The sequence below is a fragment of the Micromonospora sp. NBRC 110009 genome (assembly GCF_030518795.1).
GTDB lineage: Bacteria > Actinomycetota > Actinomycetes > Mycobacteriales > Micromonosporaceae > Micromonospora.
In genome coordinates this window covers 3240866-3264911 of record NZ_CP130427.1, presented here as the reverse complement: position 1 = coordinate 3264911, position 24046 = coordinate 3240866, and the positions used below count along the sequence as shown (strand labels likewise).

28 protein-coding genes and 1 pseudogene are annotated in these 24046 nt (G+C 68.8%); 17 read left to right on the top strand and 12 right to left on the bottom strand.

All coding sequences use genetic code 11. From position 1 onward, the window contains the following. The first annotated feature begins 101 nt into the window (after positions 1 to 101). The 6 genes from Q2K19_RS15660 to Q2K19_RS15635 all read left to right on the top strand — a co-directional run bounded on the left by Q2K19_RS15660 (position 102) and on the right by Q2K19_RS15635 (position 3520). Entirely contained in the window at positions 102 to 527 is a 426-nt protein-coding gene (locus Q2K19_RS15660) for a DUF6234 family protein (RefSeq protein ID WP_302771783.1), read from the top strand. Between the two features lie 78 nt (positions 528 to 605). Continuing rightward, positions 606 to 959, top strand: coding sequence for a hypothetical protein (locus tag Q2K19_RS15655; protein WP_302771782.1), 354 nt, complete (start codon positions 606 to 608; stop codon positions 957 to 959). A gap of 271 nt (positions 960 to 1230) precedes the next feature. Then, complete coding sequence (locus tag Q2K19_RS15650) at positions 1231 to 1686, top strand: hypothetical protein (protein WP_302771780.1); 456 nt, start codon at positions 1231 to 1233, stop codon at positions 1684 to 1686. 136 nt (positions 1687 to 1822) lie between these two features. Continuing rightward, positions 1823 to 2518 carry a hypothetical protein gene (locus Q2K19_RS15645; RefSeq protein WP_302771778.1) on the top strand — a complete coding sequence of 232 codons (696 nt, stop codon included), beginning with the start codon at positions 1823 to 1825 and terminating at the stop codon, positions 2516 to 2518. After that, positions 2515 to 2871 (top strand): transcriptional regulator, encoded by a 357-nt coding sequence (locus tag Q2K19_RS15640; RefSeq protein ID WP_302771776.1) that lies wholly within the window; start codon positions 2515 to 2517, stop codon positions 2869 to 2871. The genes Q2K19_RS15645 and Q2K19_RS15640 overlap by 4 nt, the downstream gene beginning before the upstream one ends. 31 nt (positions 2872 to 2902) lie before the next feature. After that, on the top strand, positions 2903 to 3520 hold the full coding sequence (locus Q2K19_RS15635) for a GrpB family protein (protein WP_302771774.1): 618 nt from the start codon (positions 2903 to 2905) through the stop codon (positions 3518 to 3520). A 330-nt stretch (positions 3521 to 3850) separates the two neighbouring features. On the opposite strand, the gene Q2K19_RS15630 is transcribed toward Q2K19_RS15635, so the two are convergent. Then, entirely contained in the window at positions 3851 to 4861 is a 1011-nt protein-coding gene (locus Q2K19_RS15630) for a hypothetical protein (protein WP_302771773.1), read from the bottom strand. Continuing rightward, a complete protein-coding gene (locus tag Q2K19_RS15625) occupies positions 4858 to 5355 on the bottom strand; it encodes a SigE family RNA polymerase sigma factor (RefSeq protein ID WP_302771772.1) in 498 nt (165 codons plus the stop codon). The genes Q2K19_RS15630 and Q2K19_RS15625 overlap by 4 nt, the downstream gene beginning before the upstream one ends. Before the next feature lie 145 nt (positions 5356 to 5500). Here Q2K19_RS15625 and Q2K19_RS15620 point away from each other — a divergent pair, with 145 nt between their 5' ends. From Q2K19_RS15620 to Q2K19_RS15605, 4 genes are all read left to right on the top strand, one after another. Then, on the top strand, positions 5501 to 5713 hold the full coding sequence (locus tag Q2K19_RS15620; protein WP_302771771.1) for a hypothetical protein: 213 nt from the start codon (positions 5501 to 5503) through the stop codon (positions 5711 to 5713). 128 nt (positions 5714 to 5841) lie between these two features. Further along, positions 5842 to 6417 carry a hypothetical protein gene (locus Q2K19_RS15615; protein WP_302771770.1) on the top strand — a complete coding sequence of 192 codons (576 nt, stop codon included), beginning with the start codon at positions 5842 to 5844 and terminating at the stop codon, positions 6415 to 6417. Between the two features lie 643 nt (positions 6418 to 7060). After that, the gene (locus Q2K19_RS15610) at positions 7061 to 7291 is read left to right on the top strand and encodes a DUF2188 domain-containing protein (protein ID WP_302771769.1); all 231 of its coding nucleotides are present in this window, start codon (positions 7061 to 7063) and stop codon (positions 7289 to 7291) included. 457 nt (positions 7292 to 7748) lie between these two features. Further along, positions 7749 to 8129 carry a hypothetical protein gene (locus Q2K19_RS15605; protein ID WP_302771767.1) on the top strand — a complete coding sequence of 127 codons (381 nt, stop codon included), beginning with the start codon at positions 7749 to 7751 and terminating at the stop codon, positions 8127 to 8129. Positions 8130 to 8422: 293 nt separating this feature from the next. On the opposite strand, the gene Q2K19_RS15600 is transcribed toward Q2K19_RS15605, so the two are convergent. Continuing rightward, entirely contained in the window at positions 8423 to 8830 is a 408-nt protein-coding gene (locus Q2K19_RS15600) for a DUF805 domain-containing protein (RefSeq protein ID WP_302771765.1), read from the bottom strand. A 485-nt stretch (positions 8831 to 9315) separates the two neighbouring features. On the opposite strand from Q2K19_RS15600, the gene Q2K19_RS15595 reads away from it, so the two are divergent. Further along, complete coding sequence (locus Q2K19_RS15595; protein WP_302771763.1) at positions 9316 to 9663, top strand: hypothetical protein; 348 nt, start codon at positions 9316 to 9318, stop codon at positions 9661 to 9663. A gap of 345 nt (positions 9664 to 10008) precedes the next feature. Here the strand turns inward: Q2K19_RS15595 and Q2K19_RS15590 are convergent, their stop codons facing one another. The 5 genes from Q2K19_RS15590 to Q2K19_RS15570 all read right to left on the bottom strand — a co-directional run bounded on the left by Q2K19_RS15590 (position 10009) and on the right by Q2K19_RS15570 (position 14280). Then, positions 10009 to 10431 (bottom strand): glutaredoxin domain-containing protein, encoded by a 423-nt coding sequence (locus Q2K19_RS15590; RefSeq protein ID WP_302771761.1) that lies wholly within the window; start codon positions 10429 to 10431, stop codon positions 10009 to 10011. A gap of 213 nt (positions 10432 to 10644) precedes the next feature. Beyond that, complete coding sequence (locus Q2K19_RS15585; protein WP_302771759.1) at positions 10645 to 10914, bottom strand: hypothetical protein; 270 nt, start codon at positions 10912 to 10914, stop codon at positions 10645 to 10647. Positions 10915 to 12130: 1216 nt separating this feature from the next. After that, positions 12131 to 12700, bottom strand: a complete 570-nt coding sequence (locus Q2K19_RS15580) for an RNA polymerase sigma factor (protein ID WP_302771757.1) — start codon at positions 12698 to 12700, stop codon at positions 12131 to 12133. A gap of 69 nt (positions 12701 to 12769) precedes the next feature. Next, positions 12770 to 13792 (bottom strand): hypothetical protein, encoded by a 1023-nt coding sequence (locus Q2K19_RS15575; RefSeq protein WP_302771756.1) that lies wholly within the window; start codon positions 13790 to 13792, stop codon positions 12770 to 12772. Further along, entirely contained in the window at positions 13789 to 14280 is a 492-nt protein-coding gene (locus Q2K19_RS15570) for a SigE family RNA polymerase sigma factor (protein WP_302771755.1), read from the bottom strand. Before Q2K19_RS15570 ends, Q2K19_RS15575 begins: the two co-directional genes overlap by 4 nt. Before the next feature lie 131 nt (positions 14281 to 14411). Here Q2K19_RS15570 and Q2K19_RS33515 point away from each other — a divergent pair, with 131 nt between their 5' ends. The 3 genes from Q2K19_RS33515 (at position 14412) to Q2K19_RS15560 (ending at position 16658) form a co-directional block, all read left to right on the top strand. Beyond that, positions 14412 to 15095 (top strand): DUF7710 domain-containing protein, encoded by a 684-nt coding sequence (locus Q2K19_RS33515; protein WP_458329372.1) that lies wholly within the window; start codon positions 14412 to 14414, stop codon positions 15093 to 15095. Positions 15096 to 15275: 180 nt separating this feature from the next. Continuing rightward, entirely contained in the window at positions 15276 to 16148 is an 873-nt protein-coding gene (locus tag Q2K19_RS15565; RefSeq protein ID WP_302771754.1) for a class I SAM-dependent methyltransferase, read from the top strand. Between the two features lie 270 nt (positions 16149 to 16418). Then, positions 16419 to 16658 carry a hypothetical protein gene (locus Q2K19_RS15560; RefSeq protein ID WP_302771753.1) on the top strand — a complete coding sequence of 80 codons (240 nt, stop codon included), beginning with the start codon at positions 16419 to 16421 and terminating at the stop codon, positions 16656 to 16658. Positions 16659 to 17817: 1159 nt separating this feature from the next. Here Q2K19_RS15560 and ychF read toward each other — a convergent pair. From ychF to Q2K19_RS15545, 3 genes are all read right to left on the bottom strand, one after another. Further along, entirely contained in the window at positions 17818 to 18903 is a 1086-nt protein-coding gene (gene ychF, locus Q2K19_RS15555) for a redox-regulated ATPase YchF (protein ID WP_302771751.1), read from the bottom strand. Positions 18904 to 18971: 68 nt separating this feature from the next. Next, positions 18972 to 19718: a Type 1 glutamine amidotransferase-like domain-containing protein gene (locus Q2K19_RS15550; protein WP_302771749.1), complete on the bottom strand. Its 747-nt coding sequence runs from the start codon at positions 19716 to 19718 to the stop codon at positions 18972 to 18974. A gap of 30 nt (positions 19719 to 19748) precedes the next feature. Further along, entirely contained in the window at positions 19749 to 20261 is a 513-nt protein-coding gene (locus Q2K19_RS15545) for a MarR family winged helix-turn-helix transcriptional regulator (RefSeq protein ID WP_302771747.1), read from the bottom strand. A 92-nt stretch (positions 20262 to 20353) separates the two neighbouring features. Between Q2K19_RS15545 and Q2K19_RS15540 the strand changes: the two are divergent. Beyond that, a pseudogene (locus Q2K19_RS15540) lies at positions 20354 to 21121 on the top strand (EamA family transporter); the annotation flags it as partial. A 98-nt stretch (positions 21122 to 21219) separates the two neighbouring features. Here the strand turns inward: Q2K19_RS15540 and Q2K19_RS15535 are convergent. Continuing rightward, positions 21220 to 21675, bottom strand: a complete 456-nt coding sequence (locus Q2K19_RS15535; protein WP_302771745.1) for a hypothetical protein — start codon at positions 21673 to 21675, stop codon at positions 21220 to 21222. Positions 21676 to 22036: 361 nt separating this feature from the next. Here Q2K19_RS15535 and Q2K19_RS15530 point away from each other — a divergent pair, with 361 nt between their 5' ends. Continuing rightward, positions 22037 to 23524 (top strand): DNA-3-methyladenine glycosylase 2 family protein, encoded by a 1488-nt coding sequence (locus Q2K19_RS15530; protein ID WP_302771743.1) that lies wholly within the window; start codon positions 22037 to 22039, stop codon positions 23522 to 23524. Beyond that, entirely contained in the window at positions 23521 to 24033 is a 513-nt protein-coding gene (locus Q2K19_RS15525; RefSeq protein ID WP_302771741.1) for a methylated-DNA--[protein]-cysteine S-methyltransferase, read from the top strand. The genes Q2K19_RS15530 and Q2K19_RS15525 overlap by 4 nt, the downstream gene beginning before the upstream one ends. Positions 24034 to 24046: the final 13 nt, after the last annotated feature.

The window sequence follows — 24046 nt, the reverse complement described above, 5'->3', positions numbered from 1 at the left end:
GTCGAGGAGCGGAGCCATCAGCTCCGCCTGCGGGCCCGGGAATCCGGGTCTGAGTACGCCGACTCATGCCTGGCCAACCCGGCTGGACCAACCTGGACCGCATGACGTCTTCGACCACGACCGCCCGTCGGGGCGGACCCGTCGTCGGGCTCCTGGTCCTGCTCTGGCTGGTGGGCCTGCTCGCACTGCTGTGGTGGGCGTTCGCCCTCGGTATGGAGAGCTGGGCCGACCAGCAGTCGAATGGCGGTGCCCGCGCGGCGGAGCTGGGTCGGCAAGGGAACCAGTTGCTGCTGGCCCTGGCCGTGGTGGCGGCGGGCGGCCCGGCTCTCATCGCGCTGGCGGCGTACTGGATGCGGCTCGTCCGTACCGGAACCGTCTTCCTCGTGCTGGCCGTCGCGATCGGGATTCCTGCCCTGTGGGTCGCCGCGCACGCCTACCGCGACCTCGCTCCATCACCGCCGCCGCCCGGGCCGCCGGGCCACTGCGTGGAGCTCAGCGGCGGCGACACCCGGTGCCCGGGCGGCTGACGCCCACGCCGCCACGGGACGCCCCGGACCGCCGGGTCCGGTTAGGGTGCGGTCGTCGCCGACCGGCAGAGGACGAGGATGGACAACCGAACGGACCCGATCGAGATCATCGCCCGGGTGGCAGAGCGGGACGGGAAGCAGCGCGCCTTCGAGGTCTGGCGCTACAAGGCCGAGAAGCAAGGCTGGTCCGTGACGGTGCAGTCGTCCTCGGTGGACGAGCCGGGCGACGAGTGCGGTGTGGTGGACGTCGAGGGCCTGCCCTACCGCATCCGCCACGCGCCACGGGTCCGCCAGCGGGTCGAAATCGTGCCGGCCGGGCGGCACCTGATCGCCGCCGCCGTCGAGTGGTCCCTGGGTCGGTCCGAGGATCTGGCGTGGTACTGGAGGTTCGACCATGCGGCATGGGCCGAGCCGGTGATCGAGGACGATTGATTCCGTACCCGGCCACCCACCAGGTCGACCGGGCACGCTACGCCAGATTCTTACTGCTTCACTGTTGACCATGATGAGGCGGAGAGTTCGGTGGGCCTTGGCGCTGGCGCTGGTTGTCGGTCTGGCGTTGTCTGCCAACGCTGGCTGGCGCTGGTGGCACAACCGCCCCCCGTTCGGCCCTGAAGCGCTGTCACTGCAGTCGTCGCTTGAGTTGGTCGGCTACACGCAGTCCCAGGAGGCCCTTGGCCGACCCGTGGACTACCCGCCATCGATGGAGCCAAAGGTCCGGATGGTGGTCGGTCGAGTCTCCTGGCGCCCTACACCTGAGCCGCTCGACGGCTTCCTCATGGTCGTTCTCATCGACAAGCGCTCGAACCGGCTGCCCGTGATCGACCTGCGACGCAACTGGGCCAGGGACGCGTACCCGGCTGGGGTCGGGGGTGGTGGGCCGCAGAACAAGATCGCCCAGCGCTACCCGTGGTTGAGAGGCATGGGCTACAAGAAGATCGGGGAGAACGAGTGGCTCAGTGAAGGCAACGTCATCTGGGCGCACGACCAGGAAGCGTCACCGCTGACCTTCGTGGCCCGCTTCCCGCCGACGCGGAATCCCCAGCTACCAGAGACTGCCCTCACCACCGAGCCGATCGCAGTGTCGGACCTGCTCCTGGCCGTGGTCTGCGTCGGCTCCGACAACCAGATCTATTGGGCGCACAGGCTGCAAGGTTAGGCAAGCGACCGCACCCTGTGTGCCCCACCCGTCCTCCAGCGAGTTCCAGCGCCTGAGGCGAGATGCTCGTCGGCAACTGGAACAGCACTGTTCGCAACCTCTAGCGCCAACCGGTTTGTTATGCAAACCTGTCTGCATGACTACTGATTCGGTACCCGACAGCGGCGACCCCCGCCGGCTGCTGGCGGACTTGCGCCACCTCGCGCAGCGGGTCCGTCTTGCCCAGCGGGTCACGTGGTTGCCGCTGCTGGTGCTCGCCCTGGTCACCTTCGGGGCCATTCCCGTCTACCGGTTCGGCCGGGTCGTCAGTGACTGCCAGCCCGTGGACGGCGGTCAGGTGTGCAAGGTCTGGTTCCAGGCCGTGACGTTCTACTGGCTGGCGGCACTGGTCCTGGCGTACGTGGTGATCGCCGGCGGGTACCTGCGGGTCGCCCGGGCCCGGGGCGTGGACGCCCGGGTGCTGCCGTACGCAGTCGCCGGCGTCGCCCTCGTCGCGCTGGGCTTCGCCTTCGCGGCGGTGTGGGTCCGCCTCAACCCGCTGACCTACCCGGAGGAGCCGTCCGCCCTCGCCCAGTTCCTGTCCCGGCTGCTCGACCCGCCCGGCGCGATCGGGTTGGCCCTGCTGGTGCTGGCCTGGCTGGAGCGGCACGTCGCGCTGCTGCTGTTCACCCTCGGGTACCTGACGGTGGTGCTGGTGCCGATCACCTTCGGCTGGGGCGCGCACTGGGGTCCGCACACCTGGTTCATCCCCCAACTGGTCATCAACGGCGGCGCGCTGCTGCTGGGCAGCGCCGGGTTCGCCCTGGCGCAACGGCTGCGGCGGCCCCGGTGAGCGACCCCACCGACGGCCCGGCGCCGGAGCCGACCGCACCCGCCCACCCGGTCAACGGGCTCGACGACGTGGTGCACCAGCGGGTCCGGCTCGGGATCCTCACCATCACGCACGAGGCGCGCCGGGTGGAGTTCGGCTACCTGCGCACCCATCTGGAACTGACCGCCGGCAACCTCTCTCAGCACCTGGGCGTGCTGGAGACGGCCGGTCTGATCGAGGTCGAGAAAGGCTACGCCGGGCGGCGCGGCCGGACCTGGATCACCCTCACCGCAGCGGGCAACGCCGCCCTCGCCGACGAGATCGCACGGCTGAAGCTACTGATCACGCGGGTCGAGACGGCCAGCGGTCAGTAGCGACACCAACTGACGCCATAAGGTCGTCGGCATGCGAATGCCGCCACTGCCGAACCCGTCGACCCCGCTCACCCCCGACCGCATCGCCGCCGGAGCAGTCGGAGACCGGCCCATCGACGTTCCGCTCTCGGCGATCACGATCATGCCGTACGACCCGGCCTGGCCCGCGCTGTACACCGCCGAGCGGAGCCGGATACTCACCGCGCTCGGCACCCGCGCACTCGCCATCGAGCACGTCGGATCGACGGCGGTACCGGGACTGTCGGCCAAGAACCGGCTGGACATCGATCTGATCGTGACCGATCCGACCGACGAGGTTGCCTACGTGCCCGTCCTGGAAGCCGCTGGGTACGCGCTGCGGACCCGGGAACCGGACTGGTACCAACATCGCTGCCTGTGGAACCAGGGCCACACCGTGAACCTGCATGTGTTCGGGCCCGATTGCGACGAGCACCTACGGCATCTGATCTTCCGCGACTGGTTGCGCACACACCCGGACGACCGCGACTTCTACGAGGCCGAAAAACGACGCGCCGCCGCTGACAGCCCCTGGTCCATGTCCGCTTACAACACGCAGAAAGCCACCTCGATCATCGAGGTCCTACGGCGAGCGGGACTTCGCCCCCAAAGCGCGGGCGCACCCTCTTGACCTGGGGGAACGGGTCGGATTCAGACGTTGAAGCGGAACATAGAGCCGCCGCCTCGCTACCTGCGAGAACCGCACGTGACGCCTGCTCGTGCGGTGTCTGGGCTGCCATCGTTGATGGCTGGTTCTCGACGTTTCGCGGTGTCTTGTGCCCCGCGTGTGCCCCACACTGCCAGGAGCGGGCAGAGGTAGGTCAGCCTCGCCCAGCACTGCTCAACGGCTCCCCCGAAGTACGGGATAGTTCGGCCGGGTACGCCGCCTTGCCTACTTCGGTGGCTACTCAGCCGGGCTAGGCTCCGCATCTCGGCGCGTGCGGGCGGCAGTTGATGTTGTTCAGGTCGCGAAGATGACCTGCCAAGCTCCGGTGACGCGCTCGGGCACGATCTCGATGGTCACCGGGTCCCCGGGGCGTAGATCGAGGCCGAAATCGCGCTTCCAGCGGCTGTCCTCGTCGCCGTACATACCGTCTGGGTTTCCCGCGTAGTCCCACCACCGGCCGGTCTTGATCTCTGTGCCGTTGACGCGGAGGTGGAGGAGCCCGGTCGTCTGGGCGGCCATGACGATGGAGTGGGTGGTCTTCCAGGTCACGGTCTGTCGGACGGGGCGCGACGGGTCGGCGGGATCGGACCGGATGATGACGAAGCCCTGGCACGGCACCTCGGTGCAGCCGGCTGGGAGCGTCAGTGGGACGAGTGCTCCTGACGGCCGGGATGGCAGCGGGTACTGGTCCAGCGAAGTCCGCTCGCTGATCGCGAGCCCGAACGTGCCGCTGGCGGGGACCTGCGTCCGAATCTCGCCCGACTGGTCCAACGGCCGCGTCCCGGTGATCGTCAGGACGAAAGTCGCGGGCTTGCCGACAGCCACGCCGTACTCGTCCCATCCGGGCCCGAGCTGGACCGTGCCGCAGTCACCGTGGGAGGAAAGGTCGTGACCGTTGATGCTCAGCTGCTCCTGAAGCAGGGGGTAGTCGCAGCGGGTGGACACGACGAGATCGAGGGTGCTCGGCACAAACGTCACCTCGACGCGGCGCTGCGGCAGCGCTGCGGACTTCACGGCCACGAGCCGGGCCCCGTTGGCGTACTCGGGAAATCCTTCGATGGTGCGTCCCGGCGACGGGCTGTCCGCCGGAGCGGGGGTGGCGTCCGGGCGGAGCCCCGGCAGGACAGCGGCCGCGACGACGCCGCCCAGGGCGACCACCGCGCAGGTCGTCCAGGTTGCGACACGGCGGCGGCGCCGCGCGATTACCTTTGCCCGGACGCCGCGCAGCCGCTCGTCGTGCCGGTCCTGGGCCGCCGCCTCGCCGGAACGCTCGTCGAGCACCTGCGTCAGATCGGTCAGATTCATCGCAGCATCCCTTCCGGTGCCAGGGTCTCGTCGAGGCGGAGCTTGGCCACGGCCCGGCTGGCCTGGCTCTTGACGGTGCCGACGGAACACGCGAGCACTTCGGCGATCTCGGCATCCGACAGATCCTCGAAGTACCTCAGCACGAGCACGGCGCGCTGCCGGCGAGGCAGGCGTCCCAATGCCCGCCAGAGGCGGTCCCGGTCGTCGAGGCCCGAGTACCGGTCCGCCTCGACGGCCACCTCAGGAAGGTCCGCCGTGGGAACCTCACCCCGCCACCGGCGCCGCCACCACGACGCGTTCGCGTTGACGATGATCCGTCGCACATACGGCTCCGGGTCACCCTCGATACGCCGCCACGCCTCCCACGCCCGCGCCAGTGCCGTCTGCAAGAGATCCTCGGCCAACGCCCAATCACGCGTGAGCAGGAACGCAGTACGCAACAGCCGGGGCGAGCGGGTCGCGACGAACTCGTCGAACCCCTCAGGTGTGATCAAGTTCCCGCCCTTCCTCCCAGTCATCAGGTAGTACCGGCTGTGAACAGAAAAGGTTGCATGGCCAACGGCCACTCGACTCGGTCGCGCCGATGCCCACTCCCTCTGTGGTCGCCAGAACCGGAGTCCACGCCGTAGCGTCGATGCCATGACGGCGATGGCGGTAACTCTGGTGGGGCTTCTGTTGCTGGTTGCCGCGGTTGTTGTCTTCGTGGCATGGCGAGACCGGAACCGCCTCTCTTCGGATGAGGATCCCGGTGCGGTTCTCCGGGCCGGTGCCGAACAGGATCGGCACGAGGCGGAGCGTCACATCGTGCAGGGCCAGGCAGCGAGCCGCAACATGCCCAACAACTCCATGTGAGTGAGCCCCCTGGATGTCGTCCGCCAGGTGCGCGACGACATCCGCGCCCGGCTTCAGAAGCTCGTCGACGGTCTCCGCGCGTAGCCTCGGGCAAGTCCTCTCTTGCTCGCCACCGCTACTTTGATCTGGTGCTGCTGAGTCCCACCGCCCTGGCCCTCGACTGGCAAGAGGCATCGGATCAAGCGACCGTCATCGGCGTCCTTGTCGCCTTGGCTGTAGGCATTGCGACCACCGTCGTGATGATCCGGCAGGAGAAGGTTACGAGGGATGGCCAGCGGCTCCAGGCGACAGAGGCTCGGGCTGCTGCGGAACGCTCGGAGTCAGCCGCTCGGCTAACGGAGGAATACACCCGTCGAGTCGTTGAGGCACTGGAAACCATGGCCGCTAACAGCACCGGCAATGCCGAAGCAGGGCCGATAGCTCCACGAGTTCAATGGTCGCTGGAACACCATCAGAACGACGCCTATCGGCTGACGAACGTCGGAGATGAGGTCGCGGAGAACGTCCGGATCACTGCTCACGAGTCGATGTTCCTGAAGGCCCCGGAGCACGCCATGGTCGCACCTGACGAAGCAATCATCTTCATCGCGGCGCGAAGCATGGCGACCAGCGACAGCACGATCACCATCCGATGGTTCGGCGGGGACTCCGGCCGCGAGGAGCAGACCTGGAAGTACCCACTCCCGGCACGCCCCCGCAGGTAACTTGCCGTCCCGTCCGCCGTCGACCCGGACTTCTAGGGAGCGGGCCGCCGCCCGGCCCGTCACGTCAAGCGGGCCTGGACGGCTCGTACGGCCCCTGCCCGAACAGGCGAGTCGGCTCTCGTGTCACGGACCGCGAGCCCCACGGACACCGCCACAGCGGCGCAGTTGAACTAACCTCGTCTGGCGCGAACCCGGCTCCCGGGCTCGGAGCTGGTCACCGGCGGCCACCCTGGCGATTTGCTGACTCCGGCCGAGGAAACGCCGGCGCGAAACCCGCTCGACGAGGACGACGAGTGCCTGTGACCTACGTCGGAGCATTCAGCCCGGAAAGGGACGACCCCCGTCGGGGGAGCCGACAACACATCGTGCCGACGGTTGCCGGACCGCACCAACCTGCGTGGCGCAGCACGTGGTGGGCAGCGTCCCTTGCCGTCCGGGACCGACTCTGATCGAGGTTCGGGATGCCTCCTTGCTGCCTCGCTGCTCTCGATGCCAGCCCTCCAACCTCCTGCATTTGATCTCGCCCCCTCCTCTCGGATCAGCTCGTCGGCTGCCAATTGGCGAGGCGACGTGACGACGTTTGAGGAGGGATACGGCGCGGGCAGATATTCGTGACCGACCATGCAATCAGGGAGGCCACGACATGGCACAGGGCGACATCGAGACTTACTACGAGGACGGGCAGTGGAAGAATCGCCCAGCGGGCAATCAGCGGGCGAGCAGCGCACACGACACCAAGGCAGAAGCGGAAGCCGCAGGCCGACAGATGGCCACTCAGCGCGGCGTCGAGCACGTGATCAAGAAGAAGGACGGCACGATCGGCGAGAGGAACACCTACCCCCGTAGCCGTGACCCTCGCGAGACCAAAGGCTGACCTGCTTGTCGCTACCAGCACTGCTGGCGCGCCCCCAACGGTTACTGAAGCGCTGTTGGTGGATTCGGTGGCGTCCGGGTGTCCGGACGCCACCGCCGGCGGCTACAGCCCCGACGGCTCCGCGCGCGACATCTCGCTTACAAGGCGTTTTCGGCGAGAGTCGTGGCGTCCGTTGACGTCCACTGGGTTCGGGCCGGTGGCGAGATCCGTACGCACGTGTGCGGCCTCGGCCGCCACCGTTGATGTCAACGGCTGATGTCACGTTGCCCCTGCGGCCGGCGCTCGGTCGACCGATCGCCCACTACGTGGCTCTCACGCCTGGCCGCCTGGCCATCGGGCAGGCCGTAGCCTTCGATCATGCCCCCCTGCCTTGACGTGTATGTATGGGTCCCCGGCTGCGAGCCGGATGTGTTCCGGGCCTTCGTCGACCGGTATGTCGACGTCGATGATCCCGGCGATGAGGCTGCATCCGTTTATGCGGACCTACATCGCGGGATCGCCCTGGGGCGGGGACGCAGAAGCGCTCCGGGACCTCGGCCGAAGCGCCGACGCTGGCAGCGGCTTCTCGCTCTACGTCCGAGCTCGCAACTACTACAAGGCCATCATCACAGTCACCAGTGAAGGCGCGAGTGTCCTGGGCCTAAGCCTGGATGACCCCGAAAGCTCCGCGCAGACGCTTGAGCAGGCAACGGACCTTCTCGGCCGTCTCCGGCAGGAGTTCTCATCCCCTGCCGGTGTTGCGGGAGTGGAACTCCCACCAGCTCAATCTCGAGAGGAGTGGAACGACGACGGCTTGGTGCAGCTCCGCGTCGGGGAGCTGCCCGAAGACGTGGGGTAGACAGTGCGACGACCCCCGCCGGGGGAGCCGGACGCCCGCTGCCGTTATGTGTCGGTGGATGCCGGGCGGTGCTGATCCGTACCTCGCGCCAAGCGTCCTCTGATGCGTAGTCGCGGCCCACATCAAAGGGCTTGCTGCTTTCTCGCTGCCTCCGGCCCTGGGCGTGGCCACAGTTGCCGGCGCTGGCCAAAGTCCGATGAATGGCGCCGGCGGCGACAGTCGTGCGCTGTCACCGCCGGCATGGGCTTCCTGGGCTGGCTTAGCTCTAGCAAGCAGCCACTCGCTGGGCCCTATCAGGCCATGCTGGGGGCGGCGGCTTGCGGAGCGTCCTTCGGGTCGGCACCGTACCGGTTACTTCCCCGCGTGCCGTCCTTCACGAGGAACACGAGCAGGACGATGGCCCCCACGAGAGGCACGAGTCCGATCAACAGCCACCAGCCCGAGCGGTCGGTGTCGTGAAGTCGCCGCACGGCAACTGCCAGGCCCGGCAGTAGCAGGGCCAAGCCGACGATGATCCCGATGACGCCGGTAGAGCTGGAACCCGACCCGATGTCGGTCCCCAGCGCGCCGTCCAGAACTCCGGCGAGGCCGTTGAGGATCAGGGTGAAGAGGAAGAACCACCAGTACTCGGACCGGCGAGCTCGACCGCCAAAGCCGGCGTACTGGGAGAGAACGGATTTGATGGCATCCACGGGGGACATACATTCTCCAGTGCAATCGGAGACTCAGACCTGCAAGGTCAACTGCGACGCAGCCAAGCAGACGGCCGGCGGGCGGTCAATGGCCATTCGGCTGCCCCTGCCCGGTTGGGGCCTGGGACTTGAACCCTGAACCCCTCCGGCGGCCCGTGGATCATCCCAGATCGGGCGGATCGGCGTCCCGACCTGGGCGAGGCCTCTCGTCGCCTTACAGCAGTCGATAGTCCTTGTCGGCGTCACTTGTGCCCACCTTGTGCCGGGTGATCTCGCCAGCCCGTCGATCGCCGTCAGTTGCCGGCCTCGGCCCTGGCCGTGGCCGTAGTCCTGGACTTGCACGGCGGATGATGAGCCACCCCCTCGATGATGAAGCGGGCGGAACGTCAGAGTGAGTACTACTGCCCGGCTCGCCATTCACCTGATAGGTCCCGAAAGTCTCCGTAGGCTCACTCAGAGACGTACTCGCGACAGGCCGTGGAAGGGGCTTTGTCATGGCCGACAACCAGGTCACCCGCAACCTGAAGGGCATGGACGACCTCGACTTCAAGGGGTGGAACCCGGCGGACTGGAACGGAGTGTTCGCCCACCACCACACTGATGACGTGCTCGTGGACTTGAAAGGGCAACCGCAGACTCATGGCCTCCAGGAGCACATCGACGCCATGCAAGCCTTCGCCCAGAAGACCGGTGGCAAGCCGGTCCAGATCAAGTCGCATCCCATCGGGTTCGGGTCGGGAGAGTGGACCTGTGTGGTAGGCGAGTTGGAAGACGGCAGCCGGATGGTGACGGTAGCGAAATGGCGCGACGGCGCCATCGCTGAGGAGTACATCTGGATGTAGCCACCCGACGCGCCTCCGACTGCAGTCAGACGTTGAAGCGAAACCTAGACGCCGCCGTCGGCCGGCTGCTGAAGCGCGGCGGCTGTCGGGGGTCTCAGGACCTGCGTGAGCCAGCTGCGGAGCATCCCTTCCACAATGGGACGACCCCCGCCGGGGGGAGCCGGGTGCGGCGTACCAACGGCTGTGGCTGAGTACTGGGGTTACCAATCACCGCACCGCATCTGCGGTCCGCTGGCGACTCACCTCGGCCGCTGACGCACGTCTCGCTGCCTTCTAGCTGCCTCTACCGGCACATGGTTCGGGTCACCCACCGGCGGCGCCGGGGTCCGCGCCGCCGGCCCGCTGTTATTGCGCCAGCCGTTGCCGCACCCACGCCGGCTCGGGGTTAACGTACGGCTCCCCGTCGACCACCACCGTCGGCACCGTCTCGTCGCCGCCGGTGGCCGCCCGTACCGTTGCCGCGCCCGACGGGTCGCGCCAGATGTTGACCCAGTGAGCCTGGCGTGCCGAGCGGCCGAGGCGCAGCCGCAGCCGCAGGCAGTACCGGCAGCCGGGCCGCCAGTAGACGATCGGATGGCCATCCCCGCTGCTGCGTTGCTGCGCTTCCGCGGCAGTCAGCGAGCGCGGGAAGACCAGCGGCGACAACAGACCGGCCAGGGCCACGAAGACCACGAACTCAATGACACCGATCCAGGGCAGTTCCTGGGCGACGGCCACGATGACGCCGCATGTCAGCATGAGGCCGGCCAGACTCCAACTACGCACCACGCCGCCGAACGCTACCCCTCGGAAACGGCGAAACCCAGGCCGATGATCTGGGCTTTCCGTACCGAGCTGCCTGACGGAATCGAACCGTCGACCTACGCATTACGAGTCAGTCCCCGGCTCCTGCTCCCGGGGGCGCTCGGCGCGTGTCACATGGTGTCCAGGTCCGTCATCGTCCGCGCCCGTCCGCCGGCTTGGCTGCTCGCTTGGCTGCTCTTAGTCGGGCTCAAAAGCTAGGCGCTGTCCAACATCTCCGAGGGCGCGTACTGCCCTCTGGAGAATGTCGTCGCGTTGCGATGCCAGCTCCTCGGGCAACCTGGATTCCTCACGAGGAGTCGGGTCAAGCAGGCGCGCAATGTTAGTCAGGATCTCACCACTGGTAGCGCCGTATAGCACGGCGTCCTCCAGCGACTGCGCCAGCTGCCCCAGGCCGCCTCGGCGCAGGTTGCGGACAAACTCTTCGATATCGCCGTAGAGGTCGCTCATCGGCTCTGCCGGCTCCAGCTCGGGGACATGCCCGAGTCTACGAAGCAGCTCGCCGCGGATCCACAGCCGCTGTCGCCTCGTCCGCCCCATTCTCTCGATCGCGGCCAGCGGCTAGGACATCTCGCTTACAAGCTCTGTGCACTGCGTCCGCGTCCGTCCGGCAACCGTCGCCCGCTCGGAGCGGCGTCCCTCGCTGGGCTTGTCCGCGCGTCGTCGTTCACGCTGGTTGCCAGCGTTGCTGTCGACGTCCGCACCACTCCCCGAGCACGAACCCGCTGGCGGAGTCGGACACCCCTTGTCCGCCCGTGGCGGTCGGCGTCGATCCTTGCTGGCTCGGGTACGCCACGCACTCGTCCTTCGATGCTGGATACCGGCTTGTATCGACCGGCTTGCTGCCTCGTTGCTGCCTCCGAGCGTCCGTGCGTGGCTGTCCCTCCGGCAGCCCGTCGCGCCAGTCCGTTGAGCCGGAGCTACGAACCGACAGGTCTCGGCGGCGAAGGCTCTGCAATCTATGCAGGCGTCACGGCCCGTCGTATCCGCTTTACCGTGATCCAGCCCAGAAAGCTCACTGCCAACAAGTCCAGGACGACAAGAAGGGCCGGCAGAAACCCGGGGGCGACATGGGCACGCGAGCCGGCCAGTATTGCAACCTGCTCGCGTGCGGACTGCGGAACCTGTACTTCCCACTCGTAGTTGGGATCGGGCTCGACCCTGAGCACCTGCCAGTGCCGGCTGACATCCACGCCAAAGACCGGTCCCGACTGGGCGCGCCCTAGCTGAGTCCAGTGCCCGACGCACCGGCTGTACCGCTGCTCTTGGCGGTCATACGTGACGTAACAATGGTCCACTATCACCCGACCAGAGCTGCCCGGCGTAAGGCTCGCAAGGAAGGCCAGCACCGCTACGGCTGCTACAAGACCGCCCGCAACGGGCGCCCACCTGACTGCCATTACTCTCCCTCACGGGTGCCGGCTGGCCCTTACGGTCGTGGATTCACGCCGCCGATCGCCGCCGCCGCGCCGCCAGCGAACAACGCCCCAACCAGCGACCAGCGCCGAGATACCCAGCGCCCTTCGCTCGGGCGCCCTGTGGGACTGCAGCGGCATGTCGAGGATCCGGGCAAGGATCCTCGCTCCTTGTGGAGTTGTGGTGAATTGGACCCGAGCGCTTGGCTGCGCGCTCTTGATCAGTTCATCGGTTGCGCTGTCCTGCCGCTTCACTGCAGCCCTCTCGCGTAGGCGGTCAAGCTTTCCGTCGGAGACGGTTTCGGCTCAACTGATCGGTGCTCGTAGATATTTGCGAACCGGCGGCGTGCCCGGTGCAGCCGCACGGCGAGCGTCGCCACAGTGCACTCCAGCACCATCGCCGACTCACTCCCGCTGAGGTCGTACCAGTAGCGCTGCAGCAGCAGTTCCCGGTCCGCTTCTGGCAGCGTCGCCAACGCCGCGAGCACCTCAGCCCGCTGAGTGGCCGCGGGACTCGAGTGTGAGGGGTCGCTGGGCTCCGCATGGGAATAGGGCCGGATCTGTAACGCTGCCTGGCTGGCGCGGCTTCGCCGATGCTGCATCACCAGTTGCCGCGCGACCCCGAACAACCACGGCCGCTCCCGGCCTTCCTTGATGGTTGCCAGTCGCCGCCATGCAACGACGAAGACCTCGGCCACCAGATCCTGAGCATCCTCTCCGCCCAGTCGATCGCTGGCGTAGGCGAAGACGGCCTCGCCATGCCGACGGAACAAGTCGGTAAGGCGCTGACGGTCCAAAGCTGTTCTCGGGGCGTCGGGCACCGATCCTCCAGGTTGTGGTCTCACACCAATACTTGTCGCCGGGCGATGCTGGCAGCCGACGATGGCCGGCTAGTAGGAGACATGAACGGCCCAGTCGCCTGTCACATGCTGCGGTTCGATCGTGACCGTGATGGCATCACCGTTCTTCACAGGCTTGTCGCTATCCCCGGGGATCAGTTCCTCGTAGCAGCCGTTGTCGATTTCCGTCTGGCTCGGGGTCGTTGACGTCTTGTCGTAATTCCATTTCACGCAGCTAGTGACTTCACGGCCGTTGGCCATCACGCGCAGGGTGCCGGGTGTCTGCATCTGCGCGAAGAAGGTCAGTCTCTTCCGCGATCTGACCTCGATCGTTCGCGGAGCGAGGGCATCTCCCGGCGTGCTGCGCACCGTGGTGTCGGCACCCGGCGGTATGGCCAGCGGCGGCAGCGTCGCGGGCCGGGGAGGCAGGGGGTACTCGTCGAAGGGGATCCGCTCGCCGACAGCGACCGCGAAGGTCCCAGTAGCGGGCAGCGGTCCGAGCCGCGGCGGGCGGGTCAACGACAGGGTGCCAATGGCCTCCAGCCTGATGGTGGCGGGCTTGCCGACGCGAATCCCAGCGAACGACAACCCTTTCTCGGTGAATCCCCCATGGCTGGACCCGCAGCGACCGCCCGCCATACCGCCGTCAGGGAGGATCAACTGGGCGTCGAGCTCGGGCGGATCGCATCTGGTGAAGAACACGAGATCATGCGTCGTGGGTACGAATGTCAGGGTCGCGGTAGTGTCCGGGAGCGACGCGGACGCAGCGGAAAGCACCCGCGCGCCGTTCAGGTATTCCGGGAAGCCCTCGATCGTCCTGGCGGTCGGGCTGGGGCTCACCGTGGGTGCGCCGTCGGCGGGTCGGTCGGGAAGATGCCGTGGTACCCCCAGGCCGGACATCACGACCCCGACCAGAACGGCGACGGCGGCGACCGCCGAACCGGTCGCTGCGGCGCGACGACGGCGGGCACGGGCGATCCTGCGACGGACTGCGGAGGGCCGTGCTTGGTGGATGATTTCGTCGGGCTCGCCGGTCGAGCGGTCCTCGAACACTTCCCGCAGCAAGCTGCTCATGCCATCACCCCAAGAGTTTCGTCCAGTCGAAGCTTCGCCAGCGCCTTGGATGCCTGGCTCTTGACCGTGCCGGCCGTGCAGCCCATCGCCTGTGCGATCTCTGCCTCCGTCATGTCCTCGAAGTAGCGCAGCACCAGGACAGTGCGTTGGCGCTTCGGCAACCGGCCGAGGGACCGCCAGAGTTCGTCGCGGACGTCGAGGGCCGCAAAGGGATCGGACGACGGGCCTGTCCGCTCCGGCGGGTCCGCCACAGGCTCTTCGGCGTTCCACCTACGCCGCCACCATGACGCGTACGTGTTCACGATGATCTTCCTGACGTACGGCTCAGGGTTCGACTCGATCCGATGCCAGGCGAACCATGCCTTCGTCAACGCTGTCTGTAGCAGGTCCTCGGCGGCCACCCAGTCCCTCGTGAGGAGATAGGCCATACGCAGCAGCCGACGAGAGCACGCCACCACAAACTCATCGAACTCCTGCTGCTTCGACACCACCATCTCCTTCGACCCGGTCACAGGGGAGATACCAGTCGGGCTCCCTGGAAGGTTGCCTGCCTGGCCGAGAAAGTCGAGCGCCGCGGACAAGCTCGAGGTGGGAGTGGCCGCCGCGACTTCAAGGATCGGTGACCCAGAATCCGGCGTACAGGTCGACTCGTCCGTCGCCCACCAGGTCAGCCGCCGTCACGTGGTGGCTGACCTGCTGTTTTCTTGGGTGCTGCTGGTCGTCGGCGGTTATCTCTGGTCGGCGTTTGGCGGCCCAGCGACGGACCAGACGGCCCGTAGACGGCCCAACCGACCCCTCGCTTGTAAGTTCTAGGCGCGCTGTCCGGCGGGGTCCATCCGCGTCTGCGACCTCGGGCGACTGTCCGTGCCCGGCCGCTGCCGGCTGCTCTCGTCCCGGCCGGTTGCTGTCGCCGTTGCTGTCGACAGCCATCCCTGCTGCGATCCGGTCGGCTGGTACGGGCCGCACGCTGGCTGGCTGTGCCCGGCATACTCGGGCCGTGCAAACACCTGCCAGCCCAGACCCGCGTGGCGCAGCGACCTCCACGGTGTGGATCTTTCACGGCTCGAATGCGCGATTCGCTTCCGGCGTGTTTCAGTCTCAGGCTGACGGACTCGCCTGGGCGGCGCAGCATCGGCTGTCGGGCATTCTGAGCGAGTACCCCGTAGGCGTCGGCTGCTACGACCAGGCCGTGGCGGCCGGTCGCTTCCGACCAGGCAAGCCGCACCATGGAACCCCTGACCATGTTGCTGCCTTTTCACCTAGCCTCAGCCACCTGCATCTGACCGATGGCGTGCCGGACTAGCTAGGGCACACGGTTTAGGAAGGCAGTTGCGCTGCAAGCTGCAATGGCACTTTGAGCAGCGGAAGCGCTGGTTGCCCGTCACCTACCATCCTTGATCATTCCGCGCATAGTCCGGATCTTGGCCCGCTATCGCTGTGTGACGGGCCAGTGCGGTGCTCGGGCCGGAACTATCGTGACCCGATGACGACCGACAGGTGGGCACAGTGGTTGTTGACGCGCCGAGACGGCGGAAGCGCCACCCTGCGCGCCCGGTACGCCTCAGACCTGGCGTGGTTCCGCGACGGCGTCCTCGACCGAGCCGATCTGAAGCGCGATGACGTCCTCCTCGACGTCGGATGCGGAACCGGATTAATTGGGTTTGGTGCTCTCGACCGTCTCGGCCCGGACGGCCGTGTCATCTTCAGCGACGTGTCGCAGGACCTGCTCGACCAGTGCCGGCGGATCGCCGACGGCGATGAGCGGTGCAGCTTCGTACAGTCGCCGGCCGAGGACCTTGCCGGCGTTGCGGATGCCTCCGTCGACGTCGTCACCACCCGGTCGGTGCTCATCTACTCCGACCGCAAAGCCGCCGCGTTCGCAGAGTTCTTCCGAGTGCTGCGGCCAGGCGGAAGGCTCTCCCTCTTCGAGCCCATCAACCGCTTCGCGCGGCAGCACCGCCCCGACGAACTGTTCGGCTTGGGCGGCTCCCCGGTCGACGACCTGGTGGCCAAGGTCCGCAACGAGTACCGGGGACGCACAGAAGCGGACGAGCAGCCGATGGTTGACTTCGACGAGCGCGACCTGATCGCCTGGGCAGAGACTTCGGGTTTCGAGGCGGTGGAGCTGGACTACCGCGCCCAGCTCGACGTACCCGCCGAGCCGATCAGCGACTGGGACGCGCTCAAGCGGGTCGCCCCCAACCCCCTGGTCCCGACGTATGGCGAAGCCATCGCCGCCGCGCTGACTAACGACGAGCGCGAGCGCCTCGACGCGCACATGGCTGCCCTGGCAGCGGCCAGGACGCCTACCCGCCGCACTACAGCCATAGCGTTCCTACGCGCGCTGCGGCCCTGAGGTTCAGGTCCGGGATTGTCCGCTCTTGCTCGCCGGTTTGGGTGCCTGCTTGGCTGCTCGGGAGCCCGGACGCCTCGTCTACAAGTCCTAGGCGACTCGTCCGGCGTCATCCGCGGCACGGTCGTGACCTCGGACATCTGTCCACCGGCGGCTCGTCCTGGTCGCTTCCGTCCGGGCCGGTTGCTGTCACCGTTGCTGTCACAGAAGCGGCGTACGACAGGACGCGGCCGTCCGGATCCTTCCGCTTGACGGCTCGGTAACCTTCATGTCGTGGCCACCTCGTCTGTTGAGAGCCGGCGGTCCGTTGCCTTCATCACGATCGCCTTCGGCTTTTTTGCGCTCATCAACGGACTTGCGCTGGTGCTCGGCATTGCACTCCAGCGGGTGTCCTTTGCCACGGTAGGTCAGGGGCTCGGACTCGCTATCTTCGGTCTGCTGACCTGGGTCTACGCTCGCCGCTGGCACAACAGTCGGACATCCGCCGTCCCCTCCAACGTCGACGACGAGTAGATGCGGTTGTCTGCGAATGCCGCGACTCCTTGACCCCCAGGCAACAATCACGGCGCTCTCACCTACTGCTTTGTTGGCTCTGGACTGCGGGCCTGGTCCACCCTCGTCCGTGCTCGTCCGGCGGTGTCCGACCCGATCGTCACCCAGTTAGTCACCCACGTCCCGCAGCAAGGCCTCGGCCTCGCGCACCATGTCCGTTTCAAGCTGGACGCGCCCAGCGCCACCAGCGTCGGTGCTGACGCCTATCACCTCGGCGCGACTGTCGCCGCGCTGACCGCCGTATGGTTTGCCTCGCAGACTGGCTCATGTCCGGTAGGTTGCTGGCCATGCAGGCACAGACGTTGGCAGCCGTCGCTGCATGCGCCGCCGCCGCCCTCAGCCTCATTAACGTTGGCTACCAAGCTTACCTATCGAACAAGAACGAGGCCCGCAAATGGCAGCGCGATAAACTTCCTGACCTCATTCGCATGTTCAGCGGATCTAATCACAAGCTGAACGCGATGGTTTTTTTTCAAGTCGAGAAATGGCAGAATTCGCGGGAGGAGAAGGAAACTACCGCGAGGGCCGAATACAGGATTTCTAAAGAGCTTCTTGATGCCCTGGAAGTGACAGCAAGCTCAAAGGTAGCCACTGCGGCCAAGGAGGTCACATCTTCAATAGCGGATGGATGGGAATATTTACGTTTGAACGCTGGCACGCCAGAATATGATTTGAGCAGGGAGCGCGAGCTTTACTGGAAATACGCGGAAGCACGCTACGCATTCCTATGTGCTGCGCGTAAGGAGTTGGGTCTAGGACCCCTCCCACCTCCGCCGGGGTTGCTGAGGTGGAGAGTACGAGGTTCGCGAGCCCGATCCCTGCCTAGACCGGCCAGCAAAGGCGCAGGGGTCGAAAAGGCGAGTCCCTCGGTCGAGAGTTCCCCCTAATAATTCACGGCGTCTCAACTCAAATGCCCCCCAACTTTCCACAGCCATCTTGGCCCATCTCGCATTTGGGCTACAGCTAGCAACCCAGTCGGTTTCTCGTCCCGAAGGAATGACCAGCCGTCGATGAGCAGCGTCAGCGGTAGCGCTAACCTGCCTGAACGGTCCACCGAAGTCCACGGACGTTCAGCGTTGCTTGCGCCCACCGTCACCCAGTTGGTCGCCCAGCTCGGGTGTTAGACGTTGAAGCGGAACTCCACCACGTCGCCGTCCTGCATGACGTACTCCTTGCCCTCGATCCGGACCTTGCCGGCGGCCTTGGCCGCCGCCATCGATCCGGCCGCGACCAGGTCGGCGTAGGAGACCACCTCGGCCTTGATGAAGCCGCGCTGGAAGTCGCTGTGGATGACCCCCGCGGCCTCCGGCGCGGTCGCGCCCACCGGGACGGTCCAGGCCCGTGCCTCCTTGGGGCCGGCCGTCAGGTACGTCTGGAGCCCGAGGGTGCGGAACCCGACCCGGACGAGCTGGTCCAGGCCCGGCTCGGACTGCCCGATCGACTCCAGCAGCTCGCGGGCCTCCTCCTCGGGCAGGTCCACCAGCTCGGACTCGATCTTGGCGTCCATGAAGACGGCCTCGGCCGGGGCGACCAGGGCGCGCAGCTCGTCGAGGAACTCGGCGTTGCCCAGCTCGGCCTCGTCGACGTTGAAGACGTAGAGGAACGGCTTGGTGGTGAGCAGGTGCAGCTCGCGCAGGTGCTCCAGCTCGATCTTGGCGGCGGCGGCCCCCGCGTACAGGGTGGTGCCGCCGTCCAGGACCTCGACGGCCTTCTTGGCGGCCTCGACGGCGGCGGCCCGGTCCTTGCGGAGCTTGGCCTCCTTCTCCAGCCGGGGCAGCGCCTTCTCCAGGGTCTGGAGGTCGGCCAGGATCAGCTCCGTGTTGATCGTCTCGATGTCGTCGGCCGGGGAGACCTTGCCGTCGACGTGCACCACGTTCGGGTCGGAGAAGGCGCGCACCACCTGGCAGATCGCCGAGGCGTCGCGGATGTTCGCCAGGAACGCGTTGCCCCGTCCCTGCCCCTTGGAGGCGCCCCGGACCAGGCCGGCGATGTCGACGAACGACACCGGCGCCGGCAGCACCTTCTGCGAGGAGAAGATCTCGGCGAGCGTGGCCAGCCGCTCGTCGGGGAGCCCGACCACGCCGACGTTCGGCTCGATGGTGGCGAACGGGTAGTTCGCGGCGAGCACGTCGTTCTTGGTCAGCGCGTTGAACAGGGTGCTCTTGCCCACGTTGGGCAGGCCGACGATGCCGATGGTGAGACTCACGACGAGCCAGCTTACGCGGTTCGCCGCGAGTCTCGGGCAGGCAGGTCCGGCGGGGCCGGAAAACGGCCTCAGGAGGGCTGGGCGGTCAGCAGCCGGGGCTCGATCCGGGTCTCCCGGACGCTGCCGTCCTCGCCGCGGCTCACCTCGTACGCGGCCACGCCCTCCCGGTCCGCCACTGCCTCGGCCAGGCGGGTGCCCCGGTAGACGAGACCGACCCCGTCGTCGGTGCAGTGGCTGGTCGGCAGCGTGCCGTCGCCGACCAACCGGTGCATCAGCGGTCGACGCTGCTCCTCGCTGTCGTAGTGCACGCCGTTGCCGTACGGGAGCCAGCCGAGCGCGTCGGTGAACGGCCGCAGGGTCGGGCCGTAGCTGTCGGTGGCGCCGCCGAGGTGCCAGCAGATCGACCCGGCGGAGACCCCGCCCAGCACCACGCCGGCCTGCCAGCACTCGTGCAGGATGTCCGGCAGGCCGTGCACCCGCCACACGGCGCAGAGGTTGGCGACGCTGCCGCCGCCCACCCAGATGGCGTCCTGGGCGAGCAGGTGGGCCCGGATGTCCTCGACGTTGGGCATCGGGAAGAGCGCCAGGTGGGAGGCGCGGAACCGGGTGCCGGCGAAGGCGCCGTGGAAGACGGTGAACGAGGTGGGCTGGTCACCGACCGCCTGGTTCAGGTAGCAGATCTTCGGCGCGTCGCCGGCCTGCGCCAGCTCGGCCATCAGGTCGAAGACCGGGCCGGGCTGGGCGTCCCACGGGCCACGGCGGCGGCTGCTGAAGCCCATGCTGGTGGCGACGATGGTCGGTTCGCTGGCGGGCATGGTCGTCCTTCCGGTCGGTGACGGTCGAGATCATCCTGCCTGGCCGGGCTGCTCCGCCTCGGCGGCGGCGAGCAGCGTCCGGAGCAGGTCGGCCAGGCGCTCCTGGTCGTCGGGGGGCAGGGCGTCGAGGATCCGGCGCTGCACGGCGAGGCCGGCCTCGACCGACTCCTCGACCACCCGCCGGCCGTCGTCGGTGAGGCTGACCCGGAGCGCGCGCCGGTCGGCGGGGTCGGGGGCGCGCCGGACCAGGCCGGCCCGTTCCAGGCGGTCGAGCCGCCCGGTCATCCCGCCGGAGGTGAGCATGAGCGCGGCGGCGAGCGCCTTGGGTGCCAGGGTGTAGGGCGCGCCGGAGCGGCGCAGCGCGGCGAGCACGTCGAACTCGCCCCGGCCGATGCCCCAGCCGGCGTACACCCGTTCCTGGCGGTCGCCGACCAGCCGGGCCAGCCGGTAGATGCGGCCGAAGACGGCCATCGGCTCGGGCCGCAGGCCGGCGCGCTCCCGCCGCCACTGCTCGACGATCTGGTCCACCTCGTCCGCTGCCACGCAGGGATTGTGCCGCACCTCCCACTTCCCCGTTCACTCGGCGTTGACTAGCTTAGAGCTAAGCTACTTAGCATCGAAGGAAGAGGGATGCCATGAACCGCCGCTGGACCGGTGTCGCGCTCACCGCCGCCGCCCCCGCCACCTGGGGCACCACCTACCTGGTCACCGCCGAACTGCTGCCGGCCGGCCGGCCCCTCTGGTCCGGCGCGCTGCGCGCCCTGCCGGCCGGGCTGCTGCTGCTCGCGCTGACCCGCCGACGGCCCACCGGCGGGTGGTGGTGGCGGGCCGCGGTGCTCGGCGCGCTCAACATCGGCGCGTTCTTCCCGCTGCTCTTCGTCGCGGCCTACCGGCTGCCCGGCGGCACGGCGGCCGTGCTGGGGGCGACCCAGCCGCTCCTGGTCGCGGCGCTCGGCCCGGCCGCCCTCGGCGAACGGCCCGGACGCCGGGCGCTGCTCGCCGCGCTCGCCGCGCCGGCGGGCGTCGCCCTGGTGGTGCTGCGGGGCGGCGCCGGCCTCGACCCGCTCGGCGTCGCCGCCGGGCTCGCCGGCACCGCCGCCATGGCCACCGGCCTGGTGCTCACCCGCCGCTGGGGGCGGCCCGCCGGCGTCGGCACCCTCGCCGCGACGAGCTGGCAGCTGGTCGCGGGTGGCCTGATGATCGTGCCGGTCGCCGCCGCCGTCGAGGGCGCGCCGCCCGCGCCGGACGGGCCCGCCCTGCTCGGGTACGCGTGGCTCGGGCTGGTCGGCACGGCGCTGGCGTACGTGCTCTGGTTCCGGGGCGCGGCCCGGCTGCCGGCCGCCCGGGTGTCGATGCTGGGGGCGCTCAGCCCGCTGACCGCCGCCGCGCTCGGCTGGCTGGTGCTCGGCCAGTCACTCAGCCCGGTCCAGCTCGCCGGCTTCGCCGTGGCGGTCGCCGCGATGGTTGCCGGTCAGCTACCCGGCCGTCCCGGGCCGGCAGCTCAGCCGGCGAGCAGGCGAGGCCACTCCAGCGCCTCGTCACCCCACTCGGGCAGCGCGCCCGGGGGCAGCTCGGCCGCCGCGGCCAGCGGCAAGGTGAACCGGTGCGCGACGGCCGGGCCGACCGAGTGCGACTGGTCGAGCAGCCAGCGCACCTCGTCCACCGTCCAGCCCAGCCGGGGCCGGTTGGCGATCTCCCGGACCAGGCGCAGCCCCACCCGCGTGTCGTCGTCGTAGAAGCGCATGCACCAGTGGTGCGCCCACATGCCGAGGGCCCGCAAGCCGGCCGCGTCGAGCGAGCCGGCGAGCCGGCCGCAGGCGGTCTCGGCGAAGGCGCGCCCCGGGTCGTCGGCCCGGTCCCGCTCGATCGCGCCGTACGCGGCCGGCGCCACCACCCGCATCCGGTCGTAGAAGCCCTGCACCACCGCGCGGTCCAGCCGAATCCGCCCCGACCGCATCAGCGGGCACCTCGCCCGGCCACGCTCGCCATCTCTCGCACCTTTTCTTGAGTTGGTGGCGGGACCGTACCGACCACTACCGACACTTTTCCGCGCCGGAATCCCTTGCCGCGCCTGGGACAGCCGGCGTGAGCTGGGGCGTCTGTATGGGTGACCCACACGAACGGGGAGGACCTGCTCCACCGTCCCTCACCCAGTGGGCTGGCTCCGACCGTCACCGCGGTTCCCTCCCCCCGCCCGTCACGGCCGGGAGGCGCACCCCCCTCGCCGAGGGTGGCCCGGGGGCGGCAGACCAGGGGGCGTGCGGTCAGGTCCGAATCCCGCCAGCCGACGGCTGGACCTGCGAGGCAGTATCGATGGCGTGGAGTTGGACTTCGAGCGGTGCTACCGGGCCGTCGACAGCCGCGACCAGCGGTTCGACGGGTGGTTCTACACCGGCGTGACGTCGACCGGGATCTACTGCCGGCCGTCCTGCCCGGCGATGACGCCGAAACGGCAGAACGTCCGGTTCTTCCCGTCCGCTGCCGCCGCACAGGGCGCCGGGCTGCGGGCCTGTCGCCGCTGCCGCCCCGACGCCGCCCCGGGCTCCCCGCAGTGGGACGTGCGGGCGGACGTGGTGGGGCGGGCGATGCGGCTGATCGCGGACGGGGTGGTCGACCGGGACGGCGTACCGGGGCTGGCCGCCCGGCTCGGCTACACCGAGCGGCACCTGCACCGGATGCTCTACGCCGAGCTGGGCGCGGGGCCGCTCGCGCTGGCCCGGGCGCAGCGGGCGCAGACCGCCCGGATCCTCATCGAGACCACCGAGCTGGGCATGGCCGAGATCGCCTTCGCCGCCGGGTTCGGCAGCGTCCGGCAGTTCAACGACACCGTCCGGGAGGTGTACGCCACCACCCCGTCCGAGCTGCGGATCACCCGGGGCGGCCGGCCGGCGGCGGGCGGGGCGGGCACCATCTCGCTGCGGCTGGCGTACCGGCCGCCGTTGCACGCGGCGGCGCTGCTGGACTTCCTCGCCCTGCGGGCCCTGCCCGGCGTCGAGGAGGTACGCGACGGGACGTACCACCGGGGCTTGCGGCTGCCGCACGGGCCCGGCACGGTGTCGCTGACCCCGGCCGACGGGCACGTGGCCGCCACGCTGCGCCTGGCCGACCTGCGCGACCTGGCACCCGCGGTGGCCCGCTGCCGCCGCCTGCTCGACCTCGACGCCGATCCGGTCGCGATCGACGCCGTCCTGGCCGCCGACCTCGCCCTGGCCCCGGCGGTGGACGCCGAACCCGGCGTCCGCCTCCCGCACGCGGTGGACGGCTTCGAGATGGCCGTCCGCGCCATCACCACCCAGCAGATCTCCCTGGCCTCCGCCCGCACCACCCTCACCCACCTGCTGACGGCCACCACCACCCAGCCCGCTGATCATGAGATTGACGGCGAAGTCGATCTCCAAAGCCGCGGTCAACTTCCTGATCAACAGGAGCTCCGCGGGTTTCCGGCGGCGGAGGCGGTGCTGGCGGCGCCGGACAGCGCGTTTCGGATGCCGGGGGCGCGGCGGGAGACGTTGCGGGCGGTGGCGCGGGCCGTCGCCGAGGGAGCACTCGACCTGGAGCCGGGCGGGGACCGCGAGGAGGCGGTACGGCGGCTCGTCGCGCTGCCCGGGATCGGGCCGTGGACCGCCGGCTACGTGGCCATGCGGGCCCTCGGCGACCCGGACGTCCTCCTCCCCACCGACCTGGGCGTACGCCGGGGCGCCACCGCGCTCGGCCTGCCCGACGACCCGAAGACCCTGAACGCGTACGCGGACCGCTGGCGTCCCTGGCGGTCGTACGCGGTGATCCGACTCTGGAGAGCGGCATGACCACACTGGACAGCACCGTCATCGACACCCCCGCCGGCCCGCTGAGCGTCCTCACCGGACCCGACGGGGCGGTACGCGCCGCCGGCTTCACCGCCGACCCGGCGGCCCTGGTGCCGCTGATGCACCCGACGCTCCGCGGCGAACTGCGGGACCGGGCCGACCTCGGCCCGGTGACCGCCGCCGTCCGGGCGTACCTGGCGGGCGACCTCACCGCGATCGACACCGTGCCGGTCGCGCAGCACACCGGCGGCGACTTCATGGCGCACGCCTGGCAGGTGCTGCGCCACGTCAAGCCCGGCGAGCCGGTCACCTACACCGGGTTCGCCGAGTTGGCCGGCCGCCCCGCCGCGGTACGTGCCGCCGCGGCGGCCTGCGCCCGCAACGCGGCCGCCCTCTTCGTGCCGTGCCACCGGGTGCTGCGCACCGACGGCACGCTCGGCGGCTACCGCTGGGGGCTGGACGTGAAGAAGTGGCTTCTCGGGCATGAGGGACGGGTGACGGCAAGCTGACACCGGCACCGCT

Coding starts and splice junctions, on each gene's coding strand:
- Q2K19_RS15535 (WP_302771745.1), bottom strand. CDS start 21,675: ATGCGGTCGGGGCGGATTCGGCTGGACCGCGCGGTGGTGCAGGGCTTC.
- Q2K19_RS15635 (WP_302771774.1), top strand. CDS start 2,903: ATGCGAATGCCGCCACTGCCGAACCCGTCGACCCCGCTCACCCCCGAC.
- Q2K19_RS15620 (WP_302771771.1), top strand. CDS start 5,501: ATGACGGCGATGGCGGTAACTCTGGTGGGGCTTCTGTTGCTGGTTGCC.
- Q2K19_RS15630 (WP_302771773.1), bottom strand. CDS start 4,861: ATGAATCTGACCGATCTGACGCAGGTGCTCGACGAGCGTTCCGGCGAG.
- Q2K19_RS15600 (WP_302771765.1), bottom strand. CDS start 8,830: ATGTCCCCCGTGGATGCCATCAAATCCGTTCTCTCCCAGTACGCCGGC.
- Q2K19_RS15595 (WP_302771763.1), top strand. CDS start 9,316: ATGGCCGACAACCAGGTCACCCGCAACCTGAAGGGCATGGACGACCTC.
- Q2K19_RS15550 (WP_302771749.1), bottom strand. CDS start 19,718: ATGCCCGCCAGCGAACCGACCATCGTCGCCACCAGCATGGGCTTCAGC.
- Q2K19_RS15650 (WP_302771780.1), top strand. CDS start 1,231: ATGGAGCCAAAGGTCCGGATGGTGGTCGGTCGAGTCTCCTGGCGCCCT.
- Q2K19_RS15610 (WP_302771769.1), top strand. CDS start 7,061: ATGGCACAGGGCGACATCGAGACTTACTACGAGGACGGGCAGTGGAAG.
- Q2K19_RS15660 (WP_302771783.1), top strand. CDS start 102: ATGACGTCTTCGACCACGACCGCCCGTCGGGGCGGACCCGTCGTCGGG.
- Q2K19_RS15645 (WP_302771778.1), top strand. CDS start 1,823: ATGACTACTGATTCGGTACCCGACAGCGGCGACCCCCGCCGGCTGCTG.
- Q2K19_RS15575 (WP_302771756.1), bottom strand. CDS start 13,792: ATGAGCAGCTTGCTGCGGGAAGTGTTCGAGGACCGCTCGACCGGCGAG.
- Q2K19_RS15605 (WP_302771767.1), top strand. CDS start 7,749: ATGAGGCTGCATCCGTTTATGCGGACCTACATCGCGGGATCGCCCTGG.
- Q2K19_RS15525 (WP_302771741.1), top strand. CDS start 23,521: ATGACCACACTGGACAGCACCGTCATCGACACCCCCGCCGGCCCGCTG.
- Q2K19_RS15565 (WP_302771754.1), top strand. CDS start 15,276: ATGACGACCGACAGGTGGGCACAGTGGTTGTTGACGCGCCGAGACGGC.
- Q2K19_RS15655 (WP_302771782.1), top strand. CDS start 606: ATGGACAACCGAACGGACCCGATCGAGATCATCGCCCGGGTGGCAGAG.
- Q2K19_RS15585 (WP_302771759.1), bottom strand. CDS start 10,914: ATGAGCGACCTCTACGGCGATATCGAAGAGTTTGTCCGCAACCTGCGC.